27 protein-coding genes are annotated in these 25,080 nt (G+C 27.1%); 4 read left to right on the top strand and 23 right to left on the bottom strand.

Features of this window, described 5'->3' with window-relative positions:
• Window positions 1-33: 33 nt before the first annotated feature.
• Both AELL_RS03600 and AELL_RS03595 read left to right on the top strand, forming a co-directional pair.
• The gene (locus AELL_RS03600) at window positions 34-600 is read left to right on the top strand and encodes a DJ-1/PfpI family protein (RefSeq protein ID WP_118916631.1); all 567 of its coding nucleotides are present in this window, start codon (window positions 34-36) and stop codon (window positions 598-600) included.
• A 4-nt stretch (window positions 601-604) separates the two neighbouring features.
• A complete protein-coding gene (locus AELL_RS03595) occupies window positions 605-1,339 on the top strand; it encodes an IclR family transcriptional regulator (protein ID WP_118916630.1) in 735 nt (244 codons plus the stop codon).
• 12 nt (window positions 1,340-1,351) lie between these two features.
• Here the strand turns inward: AELL_RS03595 and AELL_RS03590 are convergent, their stop codons facing one another.
• Window positions 1,352-2,143, bottom strand: a complete 792-nt coding sequence (locus AELL_RS03590) for an alpha/beta hydrolase (protein ID WP_118916629.1) — start codon at window positions 2,141-2,143, stop codon at window positions 1,352-1,354.
• A gap of 57 nt (window positions 2,144-2,200) precedes the next feature.
• A complete protein-coding gene (locus tag AELL_RS03585) occupies window positions 2,201-3,676 on the bottom strand; it encodes a hypothetical protein (RefSeq protein WP_118916628.1) in 1,476 nt (491 codons plus the stop codon).
• A gap of 78 nt (window positions 3,677-3,754) precedes the next feature.
• Here AELL_RS03585 and AELL_RS03580 point away from each other — a divergent pair, with 78 nt between their 5' ends.
• Both AELL_RS03580 and AELL_RS03575 read left to right on the top strand, forming a co-directional pair.
• On the top strand, window positions 3,755-4,162 hold the full coding sequence (locus AELL_RS03580; protein WP_118916627.1) for a GtrA family protein: 408 nt from the start codon (window positions 3,755-3,757) through the stop codon (window positions 4,160-4,162).
• A 12-nt stretch (window positions 4,163-4,174) separates the two neighbouring features.
• On the top strand, window positions 4,175-5,731 hold the full coding sequence (locus tag AELL_RS03575) for an NAD(P)/FAD-dependent oxidoreductase (RefSeq protein WP_118916626.1): 1,557 nt from the start codon (window positions 4,175-4,177) through the stop codon (window positions 5,729-5,731).
• A gap of 22 nt (window positions 5,732-5,753) precedes the next feature.
• On the opposite strand, the gene AELL_RS03570 is transcribed toward AELL_RS03575, so the two are convergent.
• The 21 genes from AELL_RS03570 to AELL_RS03470 all read right to left on the bottom strand — a co-directional run bounded on the left by AELL_RS03570 (window position 5,754) and on the right by AELL_RS03470 (window position 25,050).
• Window positions 5,754-6,194, bottom strand: a complete 441-nt coding sequence (locus AELL_RS03570) for a DsrE family protein (protein WP_118916625.1) — start codon at window positions 6,192-6,194, stop codon at window positions 5,754-5,756.
• 2 nt (window positions 6,195-6,196) lie between these two features.
• Window positions 6,197-6,643, bottom strand: coding sequence for an MOSC domain-containing protein (locus tag AELL_RS03565; protein ID WP_118916624.1), 447 nt, complete (start codon window positions 6,641-6,643; stop codon window positions 6,197-6,199).
• 1 nt (window position 6,644) lies between these two features.
• Window positions 6,645-7,442 (bottom strand): thioredoxin family protein, encoded by a 798-nt coding sequence (locus tag AELL_RS03560; protein ID WP_192941211.1) that lies wholly within the window; start codon window positions 7,440-7,442, stop codon window positions 6,645-6,647.
• Window positions 7,443-7,534: 92 nt separating this feature from the next.
• Window positions 7,535-9,301 carry a thiosulfohydrolase SoxB gene (gene soxB / locus AELL_RS03555; protein ID WP_118916623.1) on the bottom strand — a complete coding sequence of 589 codons (1,767 nt, stop codon included), beginning with the start codon at window positions 9,299-9,301 and terminating at the stop codon, window positions 7,535-7,537.
• A 161-nt stretch (window positions 9,302-9,462) separates the two neighbouring features.
• Window positions 9,463-9,885 carry a hypothetical protein gene (locus tag AELL_RS03550; RefSeq protein WP_118916622.1) on the bottom strand — a complete coding sequence of 141 codons (423 nt, stop codon included), beginning with the start codon at window positions 9,883-9,885 and terminating at the stop codon, window positions 9,463-9,465.
• A 13-nt stretch (window positions 9,886-9,898) separates the two neighbouring features.
• The gene (soxA, locus tag AELL_RS03545; protein WP_118916621.1) at window positions 9,899-10,813 is read right to left on the bottom strand and encodes a sulfur oxidation c-type cytochrome SoxA; all 915 of its coding nucleotides are present in this window, start codon (window positions 10,811-10,813) and stop codon (window positions 9,899-9,901) included.
• A gap of 34 nt (window positions 10,814-10,847) precedes the next feature.
• Window positions 10,848-11,153: a thiosulfate oxidation carrier complex protein SoxZ gene (gene soxZ / locus AELL_RS03540; RefSeq protein WP_118916620.1), complete on the bottom strand. Its 306-nt coding sequence runs from the start codon at window positions 11,151-11,153 to the stop codon at window positions 10,848-10,850.
• Window positions 11,154-11,217: 64 nt separating this feature from the next.
• Window positions 11,218-11,670, bottom strand: a complete 453-nt coding sequence (gene soxY, locus AELL_RS03535; RefSeq protein WP_118916619.1) for a thiosulfate oxidation carrier protein SoxY — start codon at window positions 11,668-11,670, stop codon at window positions 11,218-11,220.
• 16 nt (window positions 11,671-11,686) lie between these two features.
• Window positions 11,687-12,040 (bottom strand): sulfur oxidation c-type cytochrome SoxX, encoded by a 354-nt coding sequence (gene soxX, locus AELL_RS03530; protein WP_118916618.1) that lies wholly within the window; start codon window positions 12,038-12,040, stop codon window positions 11,687-11,689.
• Between the two features lie 14 nt (window positions 12,041-12,054).
• Window positions 12,055-13,239, bottom strand: a complete 1,185-nt coding sequence (locus tag AELL_RS03525; RefSeq protein ID WP_118916617.1) for a c-type cytochrome — start codon at window positions 13,237-13,239, stop codon at window positions 12,055-12,057.
• Window positions 13,208-14,542, bottom strand: a complete 1,335-nt coding sequence (soxC, locus tag AELL_RS03520; protein WP_118916616.1) for a sulfite dehydrogenase — start codon at window positions 14,540-14,542, stop codon at window positions 13,208-13,210. The genes AELL_RS03525 and soxC overlap by 32 nt, the downstream gene beginning before the upstream one ends.
• Window positions 14,543-14,777: 235 nt before the next feature.
• On the bottom strand, window positions 14,778-15,944 hold the full coding sequence (locus AELL_RS03515) for a cation:proton antiporter (RefSeq protein ID WP_118916615.1): 1,167 nt from the start codon (window positions 15,942-15,944) through the stop codon (window positions 14,778-14,780).
• 38 nt (window positions 15,945-15,982) lie between these two features.
• Window positions 15,983-18,043: an ATP-dependent helicase gene (locus tag AELL_RS03510; RefSeq protein WP_118916614.1), complete on the bottom strand. Its 2,061-nt coding sequence runs from the start codon at window positions 18,041-18,043 to the stop codon at window positions 15,983-15,985.
• Window positions 18,044-18,302: 259 nt separating this feature from the next.
• Complete coding sequence (locus AELL_RS03505; protein ID WP_118916613.1) at window positions 18,303-18,860, bottom strand: protein-methionine-sulfoxide reductase heme-binding subunit MsrQ; 558 nt, start codon at window positions 18,858-18,860, stop codon at window positions 18,303-18,305.
• Complete coding sequence (gene msrP, locus AELL_RS03500; protein ID WP_118916612.1) at window positions 18,860-19,819, bottom strand: protein-methionine-sulfoxide reductase catalytic subunit MsrP; 960 nt, start codon at window positions 19,817-19,819, stop codon at window positions 18,860-18,862. Before msrP ends, AELL_RS03505 begins: the two co-directional genes overlap by 1 nt.
• 69 nt (window positions 19,820-19,888) lie before the next feature.
• Complete coding sequence (locus AELL_RS03495) at window positions 19,889-21,082, bottom strand: NnrS family protein (RefSeq protein WP_118916611.1); 1,194 nt, start codon at window positions 21,080-21,082, stop codon at window positions 19,889-19,891.
• Window positions 21,083-21,151: 69 nt separating this feature from the next.
• The gene (locus AELL_RS03490) at window positions 21,152-21,886 is read right to left on the bottom strand and encodes a tetratricopeptide repeat protein (protein ID WP_118916610.1); all 735 of its coding nucleotides are present in this window, start codon (window positions 21,884-21,886) and stop codon (window positions 21,152-21,154) included.
• A 126-nt stretch (window positions 21,887-22,012) separates the two neighbouring features.
• Window positions 22,013-22,549 (bottom strand): thiol peroxidase Prx-SUH, encoded by a 537-nt coding sequence (prx-suh, locus tag AELL_RS03485; RefSeq protein WP_118916609.1) that lies wholly within the window; start codon window positions 22,547-22,549, stop codon window positions 22,013-22,015.
• Window positions 22,550-22,651: 102 nt separating this feature from the next.
• The gene (locus AELL_RS03480) at window positions 22,652-23,476 is read right to left on the bottom strand and encodes a CvfB family protein (protein ID WP_118916608.1); all 825 of its coding nucleotides are present in this window, start codon (window positions 23,474-23,476) and stop codon (window positions 22,652-22,654) included.
• 23 nt (window positions 23,477-23,499) lie between these two features.
• Window positions 23,500-24,300 carry a metal ABC transporter permease gene (locus AELL_RS03475; RefSeq protein ID WP_118916607.1) on the bottom strand — a complete coding sequence of 267 codons (801 nt, stop codon included), beginning with the start codon at window positions 24,298-24,300 and terminating at the stop codon, window positions 23,500-23,502.
• Window positions 24,301-24,309: 9 nt separating this feature from the next.
• Complete coding sequence (locus AELL_RS03470; protein ID WP_118916606.1) at window positions 24,310-25,050, bottom strand: metal ABC transporter ATP-binding protein; 741 nt, start codon at window positions 25,048-25,050, stop codon at window positions 24,310-24,312.
• Window positions 25,051-25,080: the final 30 nt, after the last annotated feature.

Here is a 25,080-nt window from a genome sequence, read left to right as displayed (position 1 = left end):
ATCTTTCTAATTTAAAAATTTAAGGAGAACTTTATGTCAAAAAAAATTTTAATATTAGCTGGTGATTTTGTAGAAGATTATGAACTAATGGTTCCTTTTCAATGTCTAAAAATGTTGGGGTTTAGTGTTGATGTTGTTTGTCCTAATAAAAAAGCTAATGAGCAGATAAAAACTGCAATTCATGATTTTGAAGGTGACCAAACTTATACAGAAAAACCAGGTCATAACTTCACTTTAAATGCTTCTTTTGATGAAATTGATGAATCAACTTATGATGGATTATTAATCCCAGGAGGAAGAGCGCCTGAATATATTAGATTAAACCCTAGGGTTATTGAAATCGTTCAAAATTTCAATAAAGCAAATAAACCAATAGCTTCTGTTTGCCATGGTATTTTAGTTTTAGCAGCTGCTGGAATTATCTCAAATAAAACTTGTTCTTGTTATCCAGCTTGTGCTCCTGATGTTGGTTTAAGTGGTGGTAAATGGGCAGATATTGGATTTGAAAGTGCAATAGTTGATGGAAATTTAGTTACTGCTGCTGCATGGCCAGCACATCCTGAATGGTTAGCAAAATTTAATGAGTTATTAACAAAATAATTTTATGCCAAATCAATTAAAATCTTTTTCTAAGGGTTTAAAAGTTTATAGGTTTATCATAGATTATGGTAAACCTATTTTAGCTGTTACTTTATGTGAAAAATTAAATATTGACAAAAGTACTATGTCTAGAATCTTAAAAACTTTAAAAGATGAAGATTTTATCTCATATTTAGAAAATTCAAATGAAATCATTGCTAATGATATATCTAATAAAACAAATCAATCTACAAAAATCGAACTACTTATAAAAGCAACAAAATTTTTACTTGAAGAAATCTCTTTAAAAACAAATGAATGTGCATATTTAGGTATTTTTGATGATTATAAAATCTCTTATATAAATCAAATTGATTTATCAAATCAAGAATTAAAAACAAGAAATAATATAGGTATTAAAACAAATCTACATACAAGTGCTTTAGGAAAATCTATTTTAGCTTTTGGAAATTATGATTTAGAAAAAATTAAATTTAATCAATATACAACAAATACAATAACTGATATTAAAACATTAAATGAAGAATTAACTATCATAAAAAATAGAGGTTTTTCTATTGATAATAAAGAGTATCAAGATGGTATGTCTTGTGTTGCTGTTCCACTTTTTAATAAAGAAAATATTTTAATTGGAGCTGTTGGAATATCAGGAAGCTCTTTTAGATTAAAAGATAATAAACTAAATGAAATTGGAGAACTTATCTCAGATATTGTCTCTAAATATTCAATAGTTTATTAACTTTTATTTTATTTATTCTGCAACAATTTCTTCTATTGCATCTTTTGATTCAGTTGTCATATCTAAATCAATATGTGGTGCATCAACTGCTTCTACAAGTTTTACATTTAAACCTTTACTTTTTGCAAGTTCATAAAAATCTTTTGTAACTTGTGGTTTTGAAATATCATCAGCTGTTCCATAAACTAATACAAATTTTGTATTTTTATTTACTTTATCTAAAACATCAACTATTGAAATATGATTTTTAAGTGCTGGTTTCTCTTTTTTTATATCATAAATCCCACCTGCACAAACAATATTATTTATTAAATCTGGTTTTAAACCTGTTAATGTTGCACCCATCATACAACCTGCACTATGTCCGATGTATGTGATTTTCTCAGCTTTATATTTTGTTTTTAAAGCTTCTACTAATTGAGCTAAAAATTCCACATACTCTTTTTTTGCACCTAAACTTTCAACACCATTATGAGATAAAGATGGAAAATTATTTGTAGAACTTTGCGAATACCCTGGAAGTGCCACAGCAATTGTAGTTATATCTGTTCTCATTGCTAAATCTTCTGCAAAGGGTGCATATCTTGCTAGCGTATCTGTTCCTTCATTCCAAGTTCCATGAACTATGATATTTAAAGCACCCTCTTCTTCACCTGAGAATTTTTTATATTGGATACATTCATTCCCTGCATATATAAAATTTTCACCTTTTTTAGTACACTCATCTTTTGAAATTGTTGCTGCATTTAAAGATAATGTAACAAGAGCTGGTAAAAACCCTAGTAAAATTTTTTTATTTATCATCGTCTCTCCTTTATAAAATATTAAATTTTATTATAGCTTGTTTATTTATAATTCTAATTACTTATTTTTATCAATGGAAAAAATTATTCTGTTTTTATTAATTTTCTGGGCAATAATTCCATAATTTTCTAACTTCTTAAAATCTAAAATTTGTTCTTCATTTCCACTATAATGGATATAAAAATCTGCATTTACATACTTTATAAAAGTATAAAGTTCTTCTTCATTTAATCCTTTTTTTTGTAGTTTTACATACAAATCTTTCATCTGTTTATCTGAATTATCAAACCAACCTATTCCACAACTTGGAACAAAATGCAAAGTTGGATTAAAATATAAAGCTTTATAAATATCCACATTCATTCTGTTTAATAAAATCGTTTTATTATTAAACTCTTCTGCTTGAAATAATTTTCCATCAATTAGCTCATTTTTATAAGTGTATGTACTAAATCCATAGGCAAACATAAAAATCGAATATGGAATTACTATAAAATAAAAAAGTTTAACTTTTGAAGAGTAATTAATATATTTTTTTGTAAATATCAAATATTTTCTTACTTGATTAAAAAACTTTTTTTTATCACAATCAATGATATAAGAAAATACCACTATTATTATAATTGGTAAAAAAAGATAAAAAAATCTTCCTTGGTTTAGCCATAAAATAGAACTAATTAATATAAAAAGTTCTAAAGTTCTCTCTTTGAAAAAACTATATTTATAATATAAAATAATTGATACAATCAATACAAATACTACCAATAATAGTTTTGAATTTATGTTTGTTAAAAACTTAAATAGAGGCATACTTTCTGAAACATTTAAACCATTTCTTAGTTGTTGGTCTGTTAATACATATTTTACAACTTCAATAAAAGCTGTTCCATCATTTACTAAATAATAAATCAAAACAAGAATTGAAGCTAAAAAAATCCCAAAAAATTGTTTATATTTTTTTTGTATTAAAAATGTCAAACCTAAAAATGCACTATAAATATAATAAACATAATAAAATGGTCCATAAATTAAAGTGATTATAAAGACTGGCCAAAATTTATTTCGTAATAACAACACAAATAAAACATATAAACCAGATAATAAATCAGGTCTTAAATTTAGATATCTTATAAATGAAAACATAACTATAGAAAATACAACTAAATATATTAAAGTTTTAAAATCATAATTTATTTTTCTTCGTATATGTGAATCTATTAAAAGCATCAAAACAAATAAAACGACTGTATTTATAGCTATATGAACAGTTTCATAAGAAAATATTTTTAAAAATAAAGCAATAAGTAAATGCCAATTATGCCAAGGGTCATATTCACTAAATAAAGATTTGGGAAATACTTCTCCCCAATTTTTCATAACATCAAGATTAGCTGCAAAAGCAATATGTCTTAATCCATCATCAATCATACTTATATCAATGCTATATGAAAAGAAAAATGCTGCAACAAAATAGATAATAGCACTTATATAAATTGGTAGATAACTTTTGTATTTAATATTTGAAAAAATCATTTTTGTCCTATAAAACCGAATTTAAACTTATCTTATGATATACTAAATTGATTTTAAATTATATTATGAAAGTTTGATTTGTTAAAAAATTTTATACTCAATAAGTCTAATTGTAAAAAAAATCAATTTATTAAATATTTTTTTGTAAGTGGAATATCATTTATTGTTGATTTTTCCGTATTCTTTTTTTTTGTTAATTATTTAGATGTTCATTATCTGATTGCTAATGTTCTTGCATTTTTATTTGGATTAACAACAAATTATATCCTAAGCGTAAATTTTGTTTTTACAAATAGAAAAATTAATCACAAAATGAAAGAGTATATTTTATTTGCAAATATTGGAATTATTGGTTTATTAATAAATCAAGTTACATTATTTGTGTGTATTGAAAAATTTGAAGAGAGTTTAGTTGTAAGTAAAATTTTATCAACAATTATAGTTTTCCTTTGGAATTTCTCTGCTAGAAAAATATTATTATTTTAACTAAGGTTTTAAATGAAAGAAAAAGTATTAATCATTGGTGCAGGACCAGCAGGTTTAACAGCTGCATATGAACTATCACTTGATGATAAATATGATATTACTATTTTAGAAGCTTCAAATGAAATTGGTGGAATTTCAAGAACTATTCTTTACAACGGAAATAGAATTGATATTGGTGGACATAGATTTTTTTCTAAATCTGATAGAGTTATGAATTGGTGGCAAAATATTTTACCAATTCAAGGAAGTTTAGCAAAAGACTACAAACAAACAAAAACTATCACTGAAGTTTCAACTTTAGAAAATGCACCCGACCCAGATATTGAAGATAAAGTTTTATTGATTAGAAATAGATTATCAAGAATTTTATTTTTGAGAAAGTTTTTTGATTATCCAATCTCTTTATCTTTAAAAACAGTAAAAAACTTAGGAATTATAAGAATAATAAAAATTGGAATGAGTTATATTTATAGAACTTTTTTCCCTTTAAAAGATGAATCAACCTTAGAAAACTTTTTTATCAATAGATTTGGAAATGAGCTTTATAAAACTTTTTTCAAAGATTATACACAAAAAGTTTGGGGTGTACCTTGCTATAAAATCAGCTCACAATGGGGAGCTCAAAGAATAAAAGGTTTATCAATTACAAAAACTATAATGCATGCTTTGAAAAAAAATTTTAAATCAAAAGAGAATATAAATCAAAAAAATATAGAAACAACTTTGATTGAAAAATTCTTTTATCCTAAATTTGGTCCAGGACAACTTTGGGAAGAAGTTTTAAATATCTGTTTATCAAACGGAGTAAAAATAGAAAATTTTTCAAAAGTAGATAAATTAGTAATAGAAGATAATCAAATTAAAAAAATATTTTCCTCATCAAAAGAGTATGAAGCAAATCATATCATCTCAACAATGGCAATAAAAGATTTAATTAGTTCAATAGAAGATGAAAAAATTGATAAAAAGGTAAGAAATATTGCCCAAAATTTAGTTTATAGAGATTTTATAACTGTTGGAATTCTTTTAGAAAAACTAAAAATCAATAACGACACAAATTTCAAAACTATAAATAACATCATTCCTGATAATTGGATTTATATTCAAGAATCTGATGTAAAAGTTGGACGTATCCAAGTTTTTAATAACTGGAGTCCATATATGATTAAAAATCCAGATAAAATTTGGATTGGATTAGAATATTTTTGTAATGTTGGCGATGAAATTTGGAGTTTAGAAGAAGATGAATTAAAAGAGTTTGCAATAAATGAACTTGTAAAAATTGATTTAATTGATAAAAAAGATGTAATTGATTCAACTGTTATAAAAGTAGAAAAAGCTTATCCTGCATACTTTGGAAGCTATGATAATTTTGATGAAATCAAAAAATATATAAATACTATAAAAAATCTTTATTGTGTAGGAAGAAATGGAATGCATAGATACAATAATATGGACCATTCAATGTTAAGTGCGATGCAAGCTGTTAAAAATATTCAAAATAACATAAAATCAAAAGATAATATTTGGTCTGTAAATACAGAAGAAGAGTATCACGAAAGTAAATAAATCCTAAAAAAAGGATTTATTTTTAATAAGCAGTTATTCCAATATAACCCTCTTGTTGTTTTTCAATAACTTCAACAATTCCCGCTTGAGTATAAGAAATACCATCTATAAAATCTTTTTCAGTCCATTTCATAGTTTCCATTGTATTTTTACAAGCAACAAACTCTACGTCATATTCCATCAATGATTTTACTCTATTTAAAGTATTTGCATCATAATCTTTTTTTAAAACTCTTAAACCTTTACCATAAGCAACAACAACTATTTTTAAACTCTCACTTGGATACTCTTTTAAAATATTGTACATTGAACCAATTGTGTGATTAACTGTTTCTAAATCACCAACATATAAAGAGTAAACAACTTTTCTTGGATTATCAAAAGTTGGTTGTGGGTCACTAAATTTTGATTCGGCAAATGAAAACATCGCCAATAAAGAAATTAATAAAATTTTTTTAATCATTTTTATCCTTTTATTTTTACTTCCATATCTTTAAATATGAAGCCACTTTTTATTATCTTACAATAAAGTCCCCTATGAGCTTTTAATAATTGTGGCAAATTTTTATCAAAAACACTCAAGTGATTACAAACGGTACAAACCTGAGTTATTTCAATAATAGTTTCACCTATTATTAGATTTGTTCCAACTTCTAAATTATGTGGGTCAAAATCTAATAAAATATTTTCCCCTAAACTTCCAAACTCTAAATTTATATTTTGTTCACGTGCCATTTCATAAGACTTTAATCCAACTATCATAACCGTTTGTTCAAGTTTTTTTCCTGCAAATTTATCATTTTCTATTCCAAAATTTTCTATTAGATTTAACTCTTTTACCTTTGGTCTTGGAAGTCCACTTGACTCTTTTGTAGCACTAAATATTTCTAATACTTTTCCAATATTTTTCATTTTATTTCACATTCTCTTTTAATATTTGTAAAAAATCACTTTTAATCCAAGCTCCAGGATACTGTTTTATATATGTTCCCTCTTTTGATAAAATAAAAAATGTTGGTGTAATTTTTTTATAAACCTTTTGTAAATCAAAAGGTAAAGTTGATTCATCCATATCATTTTTAACAAAGATATAATTTTTATTCATCTCTTTTTTAACTTCATCTAAATTTAATACATCTCTATCCATTCTTTTACAAAAAAAACAAGATTTTGAAGTTGCATAAACTATGATTTTTTTATTCTCTTTTTTAGCTTTTTCTAAAATCTCTTTTTCATTTGTAGAAGAAAAAGTTTTTTCAATCTCTTTATTTGAGATTGTTAAATTGTCTTTATAAAGCATAAAATAGTTTGTTAAATTTTTATAATCTTCCTCATTTAACTCCCCTTTCATACTTGGCTTAGTTTCATAAAAAGACAAAATATGTTCATCACAAATTGAGTTAAATCTATCTGGAGTTTCTAAATATGATTTTAAATAATTTTCTATTTCCATCTCTTGCATTTCAATATCATTTGAATCACCTATTTTTTTAGGACTATCCATAATTGCGTAAACTAACATATTTACAGTTGGTGCTTTAAGATTTAATAACTTATTATTTTTTTCAAAAAAATTCTCTTTTAAAGTATTCATAGAGATATAATCTTTGTGACAAGATGAACATTTGTTTTTAAAAATAATCTCACCCTCTTTAAAATCTGCAAATAGATTAAAAACAAAAAAGAGTGTTAAACATAAAATTTTTATCAAAATAAAATCCTTTTCAACTTAAAAAATATTTTAAAAAAAATATCTATTAAATTGAAAAAAGTATAAAGAAAATTCTTTATACTTTTTCAAAATTAGATAATTCCAGGATTACCTTTTACTCCAATAATATCAGGAGTATCAACTTTGATATTACTAATATGTTTTACATTTTTTAAGTAAGTTTCAACAGTTTCCCAAACAGGTTCCCCCTCACTTTGTGCTCCAACAGTTGACCAACCAGCTACTTTATAAGATTTAGAAGCGTCTAGTTTTTCACCAGTTTTTGTAAGAACAATGTCAGAAATTCTTTCACCCATTTTTGCTTTTGGATTTATTTTATAAGAAATTCCACCAGTTCTTACCATATCTCCACCTTGTTGATAGAATGGATCTTCGTTAAATAAGTTATCAGCAACATCTTCTAAAATAGCTTTAATATCTGTTCCTTTTATGTCTCTTGCATAAGTTTCTGGATATGTCATAGCTGTTTGAGTCATTAAATCATCAAACGTAATAGCTTGACCTGGCATTACAGAAGTTCCCCATCTAAATCCTGGAGATAAAGAGATTTGTGCTTCTTTTACTTCTAAAAGTGCATCACAAATAATTTGGTCCCAAGAACCATTGAAGTTCCCTCTTCTAAATAGAGTTTGCTCAGTTGTAGCTATTTCTCTTGTTAAATCTTTTAAGAAAGGAAGTCTTACATCTTCGATGTATTTTTTCATATCTTTATCTTCAGCTATTAAATCAGAAAAAATTGGTAATAAAGTAAATTTAAAGTCTTTGATTTTTCCATTTTGAATATCTAAATCTAATACATTTAAGAATTTACCGTTTGATCCAGCGTTACAAACATAAGTTGTACCACTTGCATTTTTAACTGGTACTGCTTCAGGAACACCATCATGAGTATGTCCACCCATAATAAAATCTATTCCTGTTACAACTTCTGCCATTTTTTTATCTGTATCAAAACCATTATGAGATAAAACAATAATTGCATCTGGTTTTTCTTCAGCTTTAATTTTGTTTACAATTTCTTGCATATTGTCATCTTTAATACCAAAAGTCCAATCAGGAATAAATCTTTGTGGATTTGCAATAGTTGTATATGGGAATGCTTGACCAATAATGGCAACTCTTGCTTTTCCTAATTGTTTGATAGTATAAGGTTTAAATGCTAATCCACTATCTTCATCATAAGCTTCTGCACCATTCATAAGTGCATCTTCTTTAACAAAAACATTTTGTGCTAAGAACTCTGCATTTAAAGCTTTTACATTTTCTAAAACTTCTTCTGCTTTATATGTAAATTCCCAGTGTCCAACAGCAACATCAACACCAAGTAAGTTCATAGCACCAACCATATCTTTTCCTCTTGTCCAAAGTGCTGTTGCTGTTCCTTGCCAAGTATCTCCACCATCTAATAAAAGAGTTTTCTCTTTTCCATAACTATTTCTTAAAAAATCTACAACTGTTTTTATTTGAGCAAAACCACCAGTTTTTCCCATAACTTTTGCATGTTCTTCAAAATTTACACATGAATATGCGTATTCAAGTCTTTTATTCCCTTTTATTCCATAATAATCAAGAAGTTTTTCACCTACAATATGAGGTGGTTTTCCTAAATTTCCAAAGAATCCAAGATTAACACTTGGCTCTCTAAAATACACAGGTAATAATTGTGCATGAGAGTCTGTCATATGTAATAATCTTGCATTTCCAAATGGTTTTAATTTATAATAATCTTCTAATTTGTTAGTTGTTTCTACCATTCTTGTATGTGAATTTGCGAATACAGGAGCAGCACCAAGTACAGCCATCATATAAACGAATTCTCTTCTACTTAATTTACTCATTTTTTTACCTTATTTATTATTAATATACATAAATATGAACTTGAAAAAAGCTCAAATTTATATAAAAATTTCTATTTCCAGCAAGTTTTAGCATTTTTTGAAAATAAAAAAAGCCAAGAGTTGAATCTTGACTTCTTTTAATTTAAACATTAACAAAAATATTAATATTTATAGCCATCACTAGGACTAGCCATTTTCCAAGTAGTTTTTGCTTCTTCTTCTTGAACTACTGCACTAATTGCAAAAGAACAAGCTCTCCAAGCACCAAACTCAATTGTTGCTTCTTCAGTTTTTTTACCCTTAGCATCAACAATATCAATAGTTTTAGAACCACTTTTTAAAGAGTTATTAACTGCATCAATATATTGGCTAGCTTTCATTCCAAGTCTCATAAATTCAACTTTATGTTTTACAGCTATTTCATTATATTTTGCAGCAGTTGCAATAACTTTTTCTACACCATTTGCTTGAACATTACACTCTTTTTTAACATCTAATTTAGATATTTCAGAAGCACCTAAAGTTGTTAGTCCTAAAGTTGATAATGCTGTAACTGTTGCGAATTTTAAAATTGTTTTTTTCATAATCTTCACCTTATTACTTTCTTATATCTGGACCATCAATTGACATACCATTTGACATGTAAGCTAAGAAATAAACTAATTCTTTCATTTGCGTACTTTCATCTTTTGGCGAAACTTGTCCTTGGTCAACTATACAACCTGATAATCTTCTCTCTAAAGTACCTAACTCTTCCCATTTTAATCTATGAACTGGGAATTGAGTAATTTGTCCAGTTAAAGGAGAAAGTTTTTCATTTCTAACTCTTTGTCCAGCACCTTGAACGTGACAAGTTGCACAAGATAATTTTAGATAACCTCTTTGAGTATAGTAATATTCTTTACCATTTTCATATGCTTTTTTAGCTGCTTCACTTTGAATTTTAATATCAAACTTTTTACCAGCTTCAGTTGTAGCATTTACTAAATATGCTTGAATATTTGCCATATCACCTTTTTGAGTATTAAACTCTTTTTCACCATTATCTCTTAGACAATCATTAACTGCAGATGTTAAAGTAACAACATCTTTTTTCTTTTCATCATAATATGGATAGATATTTGCTACAGCTGGATCAGGGAAACAAGTTGCAAATGAGTTACCGTTTGCAAACTTTTTGTTATATAACTCTTCTCCTGCATCAATTGCATCTTCATATGGTGGCATCTCTTTGATTGCTTCATATTGTGCTTTTGCATCTTTTGAAAATGCATAAGTTCCAATATTAAAATCATTATGTTTTAAACCTTTTGCATAATCATTCTTTAATTCTTCTTCTGTTGAATACGGAAAGAATCTATCTTTGTTTTTTTCTGGATCAGCAAACTTAGCTTCAAAATACTTAATCATTTCAATTCTATCTTTTTCAGCTCCAGCACTGAAATCAGCAGCATTTAAAGAGTATGCTGCTAGTACTAAAAGTGCTGTTGACTTAGCAATTTTTAATAACATGGTTTCTCTCCTTTTTAATTAATTACAAAAGTAATTATTTGATTTTCTCACTACTTACGTCTGTATTACCTTTTAAATCTTTCCATGTTAATTCAATTGTGTCACCAGCATTTGCACCTTTGAATGAGAATTTTAAATATGGGTCTTTTGATAAAAATTGAGAAGTTGATGCTTCATATACAACTTTGTCTCCAACTTTTGCAACTACATATGTAATAAAATTTACTTCTTTTTTTGCTCTTTCAGCTTCTTGATAACTTAACATTGGGTGTGATGCTAATGCTTTAACTTCAACAATTCCATCTTTTAATTTTGCTTTAATTTTTGTAGTACCTGCCATTTTATTTTCCTTTATATTTTTTTATTTTTCTATATTAATTAAATGATAATTTAGTTGAATTAGATCAACCACCACATCCACCAATTGTAACTTTTACTAATTTAGAAACTGCGTGTAATTTACCTTCTGCTTCTGCAACAACTGTTACAGTTCCTGTTTTTGCCATTTTAATTCTAATTGCATAATCAGCAACACTGAATTCATTTAAAGAGAATATAGCAACAGCACTTTCTGGGTTAGCATCTTGGAATACTGCAATTCTTGTAGCCTTTAATTGAGTATCAAAAGATACAGGGATAACTGCACCATTTTCAGCGATATCTGGAGCACTTAAATTAATTCCACCTTCAACAGTAGCTGATGTTCCAAAAAGTTCTTTTATAGCTTCATCAACTTTAGTTGCTGTCCAAGCTTTTGGTTTTGTTTCTCTAAAATCAACTGCACTTAATTTACCTGGAATTGCTGCAATTGCGATAGCACCTAATCCTAAACCTAAAAAATTTCTTCTATTAATCATTTTTATTTCCTTTTTATTAATTTATTGTTTTTAAATAAGCAACTAATGCTTTAATTTCATCATCACTTAACCATCCATTTTTACCAAATGCAGGCATTGCTGAAATTGGATTTGAAACATATGGATCAAAAATCTTATCATATAATGCTTCTTCAGGCCAAGCTGATAAATATTGTAAAACAGGTCCCATAGTTCCTGGTCCATCTAGTGTTTTACCATTAATAGCGTGACAAGCAATACAATTTCCTTTTGTATTAGTTGTAAAGATTTTTTCACCTTTTTTAACTAATTCATCATCAGCTGCAAAACCACTAACTGCAATAAAACCACTTATTGCAGTTGCAGTTATTAAATTTTTGATTATATTCATAGCACTCTCCTTTATTATTTACTAGAATTAATCATATAATCGATTATTTCTTTCATTTTTTCATCACTAAAGTCTGTTCCACCTTTAGGAGGCATAGCATTTATACCATTAATTCCATTATGATAAACTTTATCCACACCTTTTTCAAGTACCTTAGCCCAAGCAGCTTTATCACCTACAACAGGAGCACCAATTGCTGGATTTCCATGACAAGCAGAACAACTAGCTTCATAATCAGCTTGACCTGGTTTTACAGAACTTGCATCAACTTTAGGAAGAGATCTTTCAACTGACATTGGTTGATTTGAGTTAGCTGTTAAATCTATATTTATTTTCATTAAAAGATTATTTACATCTTCTTTTATACAATCTTTCATACATCTTGTACCTGTTCCATATATTTTTGGATCAGATAATAATGCTGTCATATTTTTAACACCATCTTTTGGATTTGGAGTATCAACTTCTGGATAGAAACCATCATGATTTGGCATGATAACTTTCATCAGTTTTTCTTTATCTAATACATACTCATCATCTAACTCAACACCATCAATAGTAATATTATTTACTGATAATAAATAAGCAGTAATTGCATAAGTTTCACTATTTGTTAATGTTTTTGGATGTGGGAATGGCATAGAATCTTGAACATACCAATATAAAGTTGAAGCATATGGCCAATAAGAACCAATTGTTCTAATTGGAGTATCTGGATTTGGATTTTCATCTGCTGGATTTAATCTTTGAATTTTTAAAGACTCTTTAGAACCACCAGCAAGCATTGGATAACCTTTTCCACCTGAACCAAAATCACCATGACACATAGCACACTGTGCATCATATAATTCGTTTCCTAATTCAACTGAACCTTCTGCTTTTTTTGGTTTTCCATCTTCACCTAATACAACTTCACCGTGTTTCATATCAAATTCAGGTAAACCTGTTCCATCTGGTTTTGCATCAACATCCCAAGCTGTAATTTCTCTTTTTGTTGGAGTTCTTCCAATAGCTGAATTTTTTACTTCTTGAGTATTAACATAGTATGAAGAGTATTTTCCATCTTTAATTGGATACTTAACAGCTCCATCAACAGAACTCTCTTTAGTAGCAGCAACAGCAGAAGTTACTAATAAAGTTGATAAGCCAAAACTAAGAAGAGTATTTTTAAGCTTTTTTGTGTTTTCTAATTTGAACATTGTTACACTCTCCTTTTTCAGTAATTTCCCAAGTTACAATTGCATTTCTATGATAAACAGATTCAACACCAACAGCAGAAGTTTCTTGGTCGATTGTAGGTTGAATATTTCCAAAATCATCATAAGATCTACTTGCTAATAATAAAGGTTTTCCATTCCATCTCATCACATAACTAAATCTAGTCCAAGATTTTGGTAATACTAAACCTTTAAGTTTAGCTTCAACCCAATTATCTCCACCATCAAAAGAGATATCAACACCTTTGATTGTTCCATGTCCTGACCAAGCAAGACCTTCAATCTCTACTAACTCACCTTTTTTCAAGTTTGTCCATGGTTTTTCAGGACATGGAGAAGTAATTACAGAGTTTACTTCATTTACCCAGAAATATCTAATAGCTTTTCCAGATTTTTGAAGCATTGTATATTTTGAAGTTTCTTCTTTTGAATGCCAAGGTTTATCACTAAATTCTAATCTTCTTAACCATTTAGTATTTACATTACCTTCCCATCCTGGAACGATAAGTCTTACAGGATAACCTTGTTCAGGTCTTAATGCTTCACCATTTTGTCCCCAAACAACCATTACGTCATCAAGTGCTTTTTCAACAGGAATAGATCTTGGATTAGAAGCATTATCACTTCCTTCAGCCAACATCCAAACTGCATCTTTTTCAAGTCCTAAATCATCTAAAATAGTTTTTAACATAACTCCAGTCCATTGAGCAGCACTCATAAGACCTTTCATAAATTGTAAACTATTAAATTGTGGACCTCTCCACTCTGGACTTCCATTTGCAGGACACTCAATAAAATAAATTCTTGTTTCGCTTGGATATTTTTTTAAATCATCTAAAGTTAAAACAATCTCTTTTTTAACTTTACCATGAATCATTAATCTCCACTCATTTGGATCAACATGAGCTGTCCCACCATGATCTCTTGTAAAGAATAATCCATTTGGTGTAATAATACCTTCAGATTCATGAATTGGACACATAGATACAGAAGCATATGAATCCCCTGATGAGAATAAATCATGCGTTCTTCTAATGTTATTATGCTCATAAGGTGATGGCACACCATACAGATTTTTATCTACTGGATCTCCTAATTTTTGTCCCCAAGGTGCATCATTTATAATTGCAGGATCATCAGCTTTTGCTAAAACTGGTGATAATACAGACGCAGCACTTAAGGCTCCAGCAGAATAAATAGCAGTTTTTTTAAAAAATTCTCTTCTAGTTGTTGTTTGAACTGCATTAGAATTTTCTTTTATTTCTAAAACTTTGCTGTTTTTCAACTTTAACCTCCTATAAAATTTGACTATATTTATAAAAATTCTTCATCGCATCAATTATAGATTTTATAAGTTAAAACAAAACTTAATTTATTAATTTTTCTTATATTTTAATAGACAAATTATTACCCTTGGTAGCATTAGAATAGCACGAATAATTGGGGGTTATAGAAGATATTTGTTTTGCTTATAATATGGAATTTTTATGAATAAGCATTCATAAAAATTCCATATTTTATTAAACTATTTTAGTTTTTGTATCAAAAATTTTATATAATTTTCTAATAAAAATCATAAGAAATAAACCATCAATCATACTTGCAATTATGAAAGAAAAATATTCAGATTGAGAGATTAAACCGTAGTTAAATGAAAGCATTGCAATTGCAACCATAAAAGTTAAAGGCATAGAATCACTTAAAGCAAAAAGTGTAGTCTGTTTAAACTTTAAATATTTGTAAAAAGACAAATATGAACTTATAAGTCTTATTATAATAATCGCACACATAATAAAAATTGCATGTTTTAAAATATCAAAAGTTATCATATCAAGTTTAACAGTTGAACCTGTATAGATAAAAAATATAGGCACAAAAAAACCAAAACCAAAAGATTCTATTTTTTCAAGAAGTTCATGTTTTTGATTAAAAAACATTTTAAAAAATAGACCTGCTGTAAAAGCCCCTAAAACAACATCAATTTTTAATACAAGCATAATTGCTACTAAAATTAGTAAGCTTGAAATTGAAAATCTAATATCTTGATTGTATCTATCATTATGAGAATCTGGGATTAAAAAGTTTTTAAATTCAGGAAACCACCAAAATAAAATATATGAAATTCTTAATCCCAAAATACTAACAACAATAACACTAAATATTGTTAAAAGAGAAAGAAAAAACTGAATATTAAATCCATACTCAATCCAACCACTAAATAAAGTAAGTGCCAAAATACTTATAACTTCACCAACAACACCTATTGATAAAGCTAAGTTTAACCAAGGTTCATCTTTCCCATACTCTTTTATAAGCATCATAATCATACCTAAAGAGAAAATAGGAAGAGCAACAAAATATGTAACACCTAAATTGAAAATCCAACAAACAAGACCTGAAATTGTATATAAAAATATAAAATATAAAATAACATTTATTGCAAGAGTTGCTTTTATGATTTTTACAAGTTTTAAATTTATTTCAAGACCAGCTAAAAACATCAAATAAACAAATCCGAATTTAGCTACAAGTTTTAATGTTTCATCATCATACAATAAGCCTAAATATCCAGCGAATAGACCTAAAAATATCTCAACAACAACAATAGGAGTTCTAGTTAATTTAGAGACACCAGGAGAAATCATAATTATTGTACAAACAGTTATGATTAGAAAAAATTTTTCCATCTTATTTCCAATTTAATAAAATGGCGTATTTTATAATATTACTCTTGAATAGAAGATTCGTCTTCGTCTTTTATTTGCATTCCTGCTTCTTTTAAGAAAGGACTTGCTACAAAAGTAAGCTTTTTTATCTTGTCATACTTTGCATATGAAAGATATAAGATATCTTTTGCCCTTGTAACTGCAACGTAAAAAAGACGTCTCTCTTCTTCTATGCTTCCACCTTTACTCATAAGTTTTCGATTTGGAAATCTTCCATCCATTAAATCTATTACATAAACTTCTTTAAACTCCAAACCTTTACTTGCATGAATAGAAAGTAGATTTACTCCATCACCTTCACTCATCTCACTTCCACCTAAAATCATAGAGTTAATAAATTTTGAGAGGTCATTAAAGTTTCTTGAAAGATTTTTTAAAAGCATACCTTTTCTATTTATTTTAGCTAGGGCTTTTGTTTTTTGCATTGGATTTATAGTTCCATCTTTTTGAGTTGCTCTTTTTGTTGATAAAAAATCTTTTAACTTAGAATAAGCCATAGAAGAGATAATATTTCCAACCAATGTCTCAGGATTTTTTGTTCTTCTTAAATGTTTCATTAATAAATAAATATCATAAAGATATTTTCCTCCATCAACATTTAGTTTTGGATGTTTTAATATTGGATTCCCTAAAAATGCCTCTTCAAAATTACAATCTTTAAATTTTGAAACAGAACCTAACTCAATAAAATCATCAAATAACCCTAATTGCTGATTTTTGATTCTTCCTGTTTCATAAGGATTATTTATGTCACTTCGTGGTTGGAATAAACCTTTTAAAATATCCCCATCTCCAAGTCTCATTAGAGCATCAAATACATCTTTTGCGATTGCTTTTCCAATCCCTTTTCCATGCTCAACAACGTGAATAAAAGCCATCATATCATTATGTGAAAGTTGCATAACTAAAACATCAAGAATAAATTTAACTTCTACAGAGTCAAAAAAGCTCATTCCACCTTTTCTACGTGCAGGAATTGAAAACTCCCTCAAATTTGCTTCTATTCCGTCTGCACTAGAGTTATTTCTATAAATAATTGCAATTTCACTATGAGGTGTTTCACTTTTTGAAATTAATTGTGAGATATATTCATATTGAGAAAAAAGTTCATTAAAAGCTAATAATTTTGGTTTATGTTCATCTTGAGTTCTTACAACTTCAAGTTTTTTTTCATAAACTCTTTCATTAAATTCAATAACTTTTGTTGCTAAATCTAAGATTGGTTTTGTTGAACGGTAATTTTTTCTAAGAGTAAATACTTTTGCATTTTCATATCTTTTTGCAAAAGTTGAAATAATTCCAATATCAGACCCATTAAAAGCATAAATACTTTGGTCATAATCACCTACACAAAAAAGTGATTTTGGTCTAAATCCATCAAGTAATCTTCCTTGTAAAGGATTTGTATCTTGATATTCATCTACTAAAATTTCTTTAAAATCAAACTCTTTTTCTTTTAAAGTTTCAAGCATAATTGTTAATAAATCATCAAAATTTGCATAACCATATTTTGTTTTTAATTCATGAAATTCAGCAACTACATCTTCATAAATCAAAGTATAAATTTCATGACTTGCATTTTTTGATTTTATCCATGAAGCAAAATCTTCACCATCATTTGAGTTTAAATATAAAGAGTACATATCATACAAATATCCACCATCATAAGGACTTGCTTCATCATCTCTTTCCATAAAAACTCTTTTTTCATAAATAGATTTAAAAAGTGTTTTTAATTCATTTGGTTGTTTTAAAGTAATATTTACATTTAGTTCTTTTAAAAGTTTGTAAGAAACAGAGTGAAAAGTTCCAGCCATAATTTGTTTGGCAATATCTTTTCCAAAAAATTTAGCAACCCTTGCTACCATTTCAGCTGCTGCTTTGTTTGTAAAGGTTAAAAGTAATATTTGATTAGGTTTAACACCATTATTTATTAAGTTTGCAATTCGTCCAACTATTGTAGAAGTTTTTCCTGTTCCAGCACTTGCAATAATAAGGTTAAAACCATAGGGACAAGTTGCCGCTTCTAGTTGTTCTTGATTTAGGTTTGATAAAGGCATAGGATTTAGTTATTTGTATTTTTTAAAAGTTTAATCATTTCGCAATAGTAGCATAAAAGATTTAAGACAATTTGAAAATAAAAAAGGATGCCCAGGGGAGACATCCTTCTTTACACAAGGAAACATAAAAAATTATCTATTTAAGAAATCTTATCTTATAAATAAGCCGCTGCGTCAACTTATCTATAAGTAAATTATAATCACTCAACATTAACTAAAATCTAATAAAAAATTAACCAAGAGTTAACTTGAATTTAATTTAGGACTTATTTATATTCTTCTCTATTTGTTGTAAAAGTTTATAATATCCAAGTAATAAAATAACTCCTATATATACATATTGGGAAATATTTATTGATTTTTGTGCCATTATCCAGTGAATTGTTATTAAAATCAAAGCTAAATATATTAATTTATGATATTTATTATATTTTCTAAAAAGTTGTTTTGTTGAAGTTATAAACATAAATAAAACTATAAAAAAAGCAATCATTCCAAGATATATAAATGGTTTTTCAATAGTCTCTTTCATAATAAAATCTAAATCAAAAGAAGCATCTAAAACTACAAAATTTAAAAGATGTAATAAAGCATAAAAAAATCCTAAAAGTCCTACTTCTTTTCTATATTTCATTAAATTTATTTTCTCTTTAAGTAGTGAAATTAAAATTGTAAAAAATAGTATTAAAGTTGCCGTTCCACCTGTTATTGTATAGATGTACTTAATTGGGTCATTTACATTATCAAATATAAATAAGTTAACATTTAAGTAAATAAGAGGAGCTAAACTTAATAAATATATAAAAAATCGTACCATTAGAAATACTTTGTTAAATCCATATTTTTATACAAACTTGCAACTTCTTTTTCATAACCATTAAACATCAAAGTGTTTTGTTTTAAAAAACTTCCTAAAACTCGCTCTTTTTTTTGAGACCATCTTGGATGGTCAACATTTGGATTTACATTTGCATAAAAACCATACTCTTTTGGATTTTGTATTTGCCAAGTATTAAGTGGTTCTTTTTCTACAAAAGAGATTTTTACTATTGATTTAATTGACTTAAATCCATATTTCCAAGGAACTACAAGTCTTATTGGTGCGCCATTTTGTTTTGGCATTACTTCGCCATATAATCCAATAGCTAAAAAAGATAAATCATTCATAGCTTCATCCATTCGTAATCCTTCAACATAAGGATAATCAAGTGTTGCAAATACGCCTCTGTTTTGGTCAGGGAAACTATCTTTATCAACTAAAGTTTCAAATCTTAAATATTTTGCATTTGAAAGTGGTTTTACTTTTTTTATTAAACTAGAAAGTGTAAATCCATTCCAAGGAACAACCATAGACCAACCTTCAACACATCTAAATCTGTAAATTCTCTCTTCAATATCAAACATTTTTACTAAATCATCTAAATCAACTTCCATTGGTTTTTCAACTAAACCATCAATTGTTACTTTCCAGTTTTCCGTTTTCAAAGTGTGTGCCATATCTTTTACGGCACTTTGTTTTGTAGTAAATTCATAAAAATTATTATGAGAAGTTATTTGTTCATATGTATTTAATTTTAGATTATTTATATTTTTATCTTTTATATAAGTTAAAGTTTCTGTAGGTAATTTTTCATTTGCAAAAAGTTCCATAATAGCTCCACTTGATACAAGTGTAGCAGCTCCAAGTTTTATAAAACTTCTTCTTTTTTCAAATAATTCTTTAGAAGTTACAAGATTTTCATTTAATTGCCAAGATTTTTTTCTAATTATTTTCATAACATATCCTTTATATTTCTAATAAAATTATAGAAATTTTGTGTAAAGGATACGTTTAGAATAAATTTTTTATTTGCCTTTTAATAAAATAGTTATGTATTCACAAGACCAAATAAATAAAACTAAAACTAATAAAGTTGCAGTTAAATTTATAAAAAAGATGTAATCTAAAGCAAAATTCATACTTATTGAAGAAAAAATTCTAAGTAATACAATAAATTGTAAAGCAATAAAAATTGATATTGCAAATTTATTTGCATGGGGTGTTGTTCCTGAATGTCCCAAAATAACCCTTGTTCCAAAACCAACCAAAAGTGTAATAAAATATCCTAAAGCAAGAGTATGAATAACAGCTTTTTCAAAATAGATAAAAGGAGCATAAAAAGCCATAAAACTCTCAATTATAGAAATAACTAAAGCAAATGGAATCCAATAAAGACCAAGATATAAAACCCACATAATAGCCGGAACTCTAAAAAATGGAAGTTTCCATCTTATCAACTCTTTTGTAATAACAAATAATAAAGGAATATCACTAATAAGATTTAATTTAGGATTATCAAAAGATAAAATCAGAACTTTTAAAACCAATAAAGAGAAGACAATTTCAAGGAGTTTTGGACTCTTATTGATTTTATAATTTGGTGCTTTTGCTGTTGTAAAAAATGGAATCATTCTTTGTGAAATCACAAATATTATCATAAATAAAAATAGATAAAATCCACTATTTATTGCAATTTTTGAAACAAAATGAGAATATTTAAAGTCAATATTAGAAACTATAAATAAAAAATGAGAAACAAGTCCAATACAAAATGCTATTAAAATCCATTTTGTATCCTCTTTTATTTGAACCAAACTTTTTTTATGAATAGAATAAAGTAATCTAAAACTTAAAATTTGCCCAACAAGAAGTAAGATTTGAAAAACAGTTGTAATTTTTGAATAAAAAATCAAACTTAGAAATATTCCTAAAGATGATAGAAAATATATAAAAAATTGTGTCATATATTTTTTTATTGGTATTTCTGCTTGCATAAGAAATCTAGGGAAAACTACAAATAGAAATCCTAAAAAGAATTGAATAAAAATAACAAACACCATACTATAAGCATGATAAGTCAAAACAGATGTATCTAAAGTCAAAATATTTGAATAAATAAAAATAAATAACATCATAAATAGAGTAAAAAATAAGATTCCACTAGAAAAGAATGGTTGATGTGGCTGGGATGAAAATTTTTTATACCAAGTTAATAACATAAAATCTCCTAAAATTTTTAAGAGATTTTAACTGTTATTAAAAAATAAAACCTTGATTCTAAACAAGAACTATTTTTTTAGATTCGAATAAGCTTCACAAGCAATATCAAGATTCATATCACAAGCCTTTTTAAATAGTTGGGCTGCTAAATCATTATTTTTTGTAAAAAACTCTCCATCAAAATACATTACACCTAAATTATAACAAGCATTTGCATATCCTAAATCACAAGATTTTTGATAAAGATTTGCAGCTCTTAATGGATTTTTTTCAACTCCATCTTCATTTGTAAATCTAACAGCTAAGTTATAACAAGCTTTTGAATGATTCATATTACAAGCTTGAGTTAAATAATCAACTGTTTTAAATAAATCTTTTTCAACACCATCACCTACTTCATACATATTTGCAATATTGTAACAACCGGCACTAATTCCTGCTTTACAAGTTTTATCATATAACTCTATTGCTTTTAGTGAATTAAGTAGTGTTCCTTGTGCATTTTGATACATATATGCTAAATTATAACAAGCACCTATATGATCATTTTCACAAGCTTTAGAGAAATAATCAAATGCTTTTGAATAATTTTTTGCTATTTTGTCACCTTTATAATATAAAAGTCCAAGATTATAACAACCTGATGACGCACCTTCATTACAAGCATTTTGAAAAATATTTGCTGCTTCAAGAATATTTCCTTTTTTTAACTCTTCAAAACCATCATTTACAACTGAAGCTGCATTTAACATTTGAAAACTTAAAAATGAAAACAATAAGATTTTTACTAGATTTTTAAGCATAATTACTCCTCATAATAAAATTACTTAAGACTATTATACTACTGTTTTAAAATTTTAAAATTAAGAGAGAAAGAAAAAAGAGAAAAAATAGTAAAAAAAAGCCACTAAAAAGTGGCTTTTAAAAAATTAGTGGCAAGTTCCACAACAAGATGTTGAAGTTGCACCTTTAGCTGCTTCTAATGCTGCTTCATAATTTGGCTCTTCTGTAATTTCTGGACAAATTTCTTTATAAACTACTTTTCCAGAAGCATTGATAACAAATACTGCTCTACACGCAACACCTGCTAATGGTCCTGAAGAGATTAAAACACCGTAAGATTTAGCAAAAGCTTTTGCTCTAAAATCTGAACCAACAGTTAAGTTCTCAATTCCTTCAGTTGTACAAAATCTTTTCATTGCAAATGGTAAATCCATAGAAACTACGATTACTTCTGCATTTTCAACTTTTGCTGCTTCAACGTTAAATTTTCTTGTTTCAGCGGCACAAACTGCTGTATCTAAAGATGGAACTACAACTACGATTTGAGCTTTACCTTTTTCTCCACCAACTTGAACATCTGATAAATCACCAGCTACAACTGTAACAACTGGAGCGATATCTCCTACATTGATTTCTGTTCCACTTAAAGTTACTTCGTTACCTTTTAATTTTGTTGTTGCCATTATAATTTTCCTTTAATTTTTTAATATTTACGAAATTATATTCAAATAGGATAAAAGATGTCTTAATTATTTGCAATCAAGATGTAATTCTTTTATCTGTTACTATTTAACTCTAATACAACTCTCTTCAAGCACAATTTTATCTTCACTAATAAGTTTTGTCAATGATGCTTTAAAGGCTTTTTTACTAAGTCCAAATACCTCATTTATATCAGAAGCTTCACTTTTATATGTAAAATCTAATTTTCCACCATTTTGTACTAAAACATCAAAAACTTTATCACCTGAAACTTTAACACCAATTTTTTGTAAAGACAAATCAATTTTATTATCTAGTCTAATATTTTTTATATAAGCTCTTTTTTTATCACCAATTTTTAAATTTTCAAAAATCTCTGTGTGATAAATCATACCTTCATATCTATCATTTACTATTACTTTATATCCAAGAGGTGTTTTTGAATAAAGTATTATTTCAACCTCATCATTTTTTTCTAAATTTTTAACAGATTTTAGTAAATCATATTTTTCAGAAGCTATTAATCTATTTGTTCTATCATCTAATTGAAGTTGTAAAACTTTTCTTTTTCCAACTTCATAAGTTCCCTTTTGTTTGTTTTTTGGAACTAAAATATGTTTTGGCAGTCCAATATCTACAAATGAACCAAACTTCATATTATCAACTACTTCTAAAAATGCAAATTCATATAAATAAACATATGGTTTTAATGTAGTTGCAACAAGTCTATCTTCACTATCTGTATAGATAAATACATCTAATAAACTATCAATTTCCATAGATTTATTTACATAAGCATTTGGCAGTAAAACTTCTGTTTCATCTTCACTTATTAGATAAATTCCTGGTTCACTAACCCTATTTACTCTTAAAGTGTTTAATCTTCCTACTTCTATTTTTTCATTCATTTGGTTTTTCCGTTTCTTTTAATTTATTTTTTAAAATTCAAAAATTTCACTGCTGCTAAAATAATAACAGCTACCATAATAATACTAGCACCAGAGCTAATATCATACATATATGAAACTATAAGTCCTAAAATTGTAAACATTGTAGCTAAAATTGAGCTAATTATCATCATAGTTGATAATTTTGATGCAAAAGTTTCAGCTAAATATGTTGGTATTGTTAAAAGTGCAATAACTAAAATCAATCCAACAGCTTTAATAGCAGCAACAACACAAAGAGCAGCTAAGATTAAAATAAGTGTATAAAAAAACTTAACATTTATACCTCTTAAACTTGCAAACTCACTATCATATGAAACTGCTAAAATCTCTTTATAAAAAAATACAACTATTCCTATAATAAAAATATCTAAACAAGTCATATATAAAATATCATCATTTGAAACAGCAATAATTGAACCAAATAGATATGACATCAAATCCACATTATATCCAGGTGTTAAATCCACAAATATAATACCAATAGCCATACCACTTGCCCACATCATTCCAATGATTGCATCAATTCTTGTTCTATTTTTTAGTGTAATTATTGCAATAATAACAGCTGTTAATACAGCAAAAACAGTAGCACCAAAAAGAACTGGTATCCCTAAATAAATAGCAAGACCAATTCCACCATAAGAACTATGTGCAATTCCACCTGTTAAAAATGTAATCTTATTTACTACCACTAAAGAACCTATAATTCCTGCAGCAATTGAAATCAAAACTCCTGCAATTAAAGCATTTTGAATAAATTCATATTGTAAAACTTCTAACATCTTTTACCCTTAATGGTTGTGATTACAACAAATTTGAGTTTTTCCTAATGCTGATAAGAGTTCAACTTCACATAAATGTTCATTTTGTGTATCTATATTTTTTTCTATATTTTCTAAAGAGTGATAAACTAAATTTTTATTTATGTGTGCAACATTTTTTGCATAGTTTAATAAAACTGAAATATCATGGCTAACAACAACTATACATATAGATTTATTTAATTCTTTTAATAGTTCATAAATCTCTTTTTGACCTTTTACATCAATACTTGCTGTTGGTTCATCAAGTAACATAATTTTTGGATTTGAACACAAAGCTCGTGCAATAAATACTCTTTGTCTTTGTCCTCCACTTAAATCACCAATTTTACTCTTAGCAAATTTTGCCATTCCAACTTTTTCCAAAGAACTCATTGCACAAGATATATCCTCTTTAGAATATCCAAATATCTTTTTTTTAGAAGTTGTATGCCCCATCAAAACTATTTCTAATGCAGTTATTGGAAAATCTGTATTAAGATTTGTATTTTGAGGAACATATCCTACTTGATTATTTTTTATTTTTTTCTCAATTTTTCCACTTTGAGGAGTCAATAATCCTAAAATCAATTTTAATAAAGTTGATTTTCCTCCACCATTTGGACCAATTATCGCTAAAAAGTCATTTTCACTTATTGATAAATTTATATTTTCTAATACATCTGTTTTATGATATCGATAAGATAAATTACTTATATTTATTATTTCCACTAAAAACCTTCATTTGCAACTTTGTTGCAA

The sequence above is a fragment of the Arcobacter ellisii genome (assembly GCF_003544915.1).
GTDB lineage: Bacteria > Campylobacterota > Campylobacteria > Campylobacterales > Arcobacteraceae > Aliarcobacter > Aliarcobacter ellisii.
The sequence above is the reverse complement of the archived record's forward strand: the minus strand, read 5'-3'. Positions and strand labels throughout refer to the sequence as shown.

Excerpts from the sequence above, each read along its gene's own strand:
- AELL_RS03575 (WP_118916626.1), top strand. The coding sequence starts at position 4,175 with ATGAAAGAAAAAGTATTAATCATTGGTGCAGGACCAGCAGGTTTAACA.
- AELL_RS03495 (WP_118916611.1), bottom strand. The coding sequence starts at position 21,082 with ATGTTATTAACTTGGTATAAAAAATTTTCATCCCAGCCACATCAACCA.
- AELL_RS03510 (WP_118916614.1), bottom strand. The coding sequence starts at position 18,043 with ATGCCTTTATCAAACCTAAATCAAGAACAACTAGAAGCGGCAACTTGT.
- prx-suh (WP_118916609.1), bottom strand. The coding sequence starts at position 22,549 with ATGGCAACAACAAAATTAAAAGGTAACGAAGTAACTTTAAGTGGAACA.
- AELL_RS03490 (WP_118916610.1), bottom strand. The coding sequence starts at position 21,886 with ATGCTTAAAAATCTAGTAAAAATCTTATTGTTTTCATTTTTAAGTTTT.
- AELL_RS03505 (WP_118916613.1), bottom strand. The coding sequence starts at position 18,860 with ATGGTACGATTTTTTATATATTTATTAAGTTTAGCTCCTCTTATTTAC.
- soxZ (WP_118916620.1), bottom strand. The coding sequence starts at position 11,153 with ATGGCAGGTACTACAAAAATTAAAGCAAAATTAAAAGATGGAATTGTT.
- AELL_RS03590 (WP_118916629.1), bottom strand. The coding sequence starts at position 2,143 with ATGATAAATAAAAAAATTTTACTAGGGTTTTTACCAGCTCTTGTTACA.
- AELL_RS03480 (WP_118916608.1), bottom strand. The coding sequence starts at position 23,476 with ATGAATGAAAAAATAGAAGTAGGAAGATTAAACACTTTAAGAGTAAAT.
- AELL_RS03550 (WP_118916622.1), bottom strand. The coding sequence starts at position 9,885 with ATGAAAAAAACAATTTTAAAATTCGCAACAGTTACAGCATTATCAACT.
- AELL_RS03585 (WP_118916628.1), bottom strand. The coding sequence starts at position 3,676 with ATGATTTTTTCAAATATTAAATACAAAAGTTATCTACCAATTTATATA.
- AELL_RS03570 (WP_118916625.1), bottom strand. The coding sequence starts at position 6,194 with ATGATTAAAAAAATTTTATTAATTTCTTTATTGGCGATGTTTTCATTT.
- AELL_RS03600 (WP_118916631.1), top strand. The coding sequence starts at position 34 with ATGTCAAAAAAAATTTTAATATTAGCTGGTGATTTTGTAGAAGATTAT.
- AELL_RS03475 (WP_118916607.1), bottom strand. The coding sequence starts at position 24,300 with ATGTTAGAAGTTTTACAATATGAATTTATTCAAAATGCTTTAATTGCA.
- soxY (WP_118916619.1), bottom strand. The coding sequence starts at position 11,670 with ATGATTAATAGAAGAAATTTTTTAGGTTTAGGATTAGGTGCTATCGCA.
- soxA (WP_118916621.1), bottom strand. The coding sequence starts at position 10,813 with ATGTTATTAAAAATTGCTAAGTCAACAGCACTTTTAGTACTAGCAGCA.
- AELL_RS03515 (WP_118916615.1), bottom strand. The coding sequence starts at position 15,944 with ATGGAAAAATTTTTTCTAATCATAACTGTTTGTACAATAATTATGATT.
- soxB (WP_118916623.1), bottom strand. The coding sequence starts at position 9,301 with ATGAGTAAATTAAGTAGAAGAGAATTCGTTTATATGATGGCTGTACTT.
- AELL_RS03525 (WP_118916617.1), bottom strand. The coding sequence starts at position 13,239 with ATGTTCAAATTAGAAAACACAAAAAAGCTTAAAAATACTCTTCTTAGT.
- AELL_RS03565 (WP_118916624.1), bottom strand. The coding sequence starts at position 6,643 with ATGAAAAATATTGGAAAAGTATTAGAAATATTTAGTGCTACAAAAGAG.
- AELL_RS03595 (WP_118916630.1), top strand. The coding sequence starts at position 605 with ATGCCAAATCAATTAAAATCTTTTTCTAAGGGTTTAAAAGTTTATAGG.
- msrP (WP_118916612.1), bottom strand. The coding sequence starts at position 19,819 with ATGAAAATAATTAGAAAAAAATCTTGGCAATTAAATGAAAATCTTGTA.
- soxX (WP_118916618.1), bottom strand. The coding sequence starts at position 12,040 with ATGAATATAATCAAAAATTTAATAACTGCAACTGCAATAAGTGGTTTT.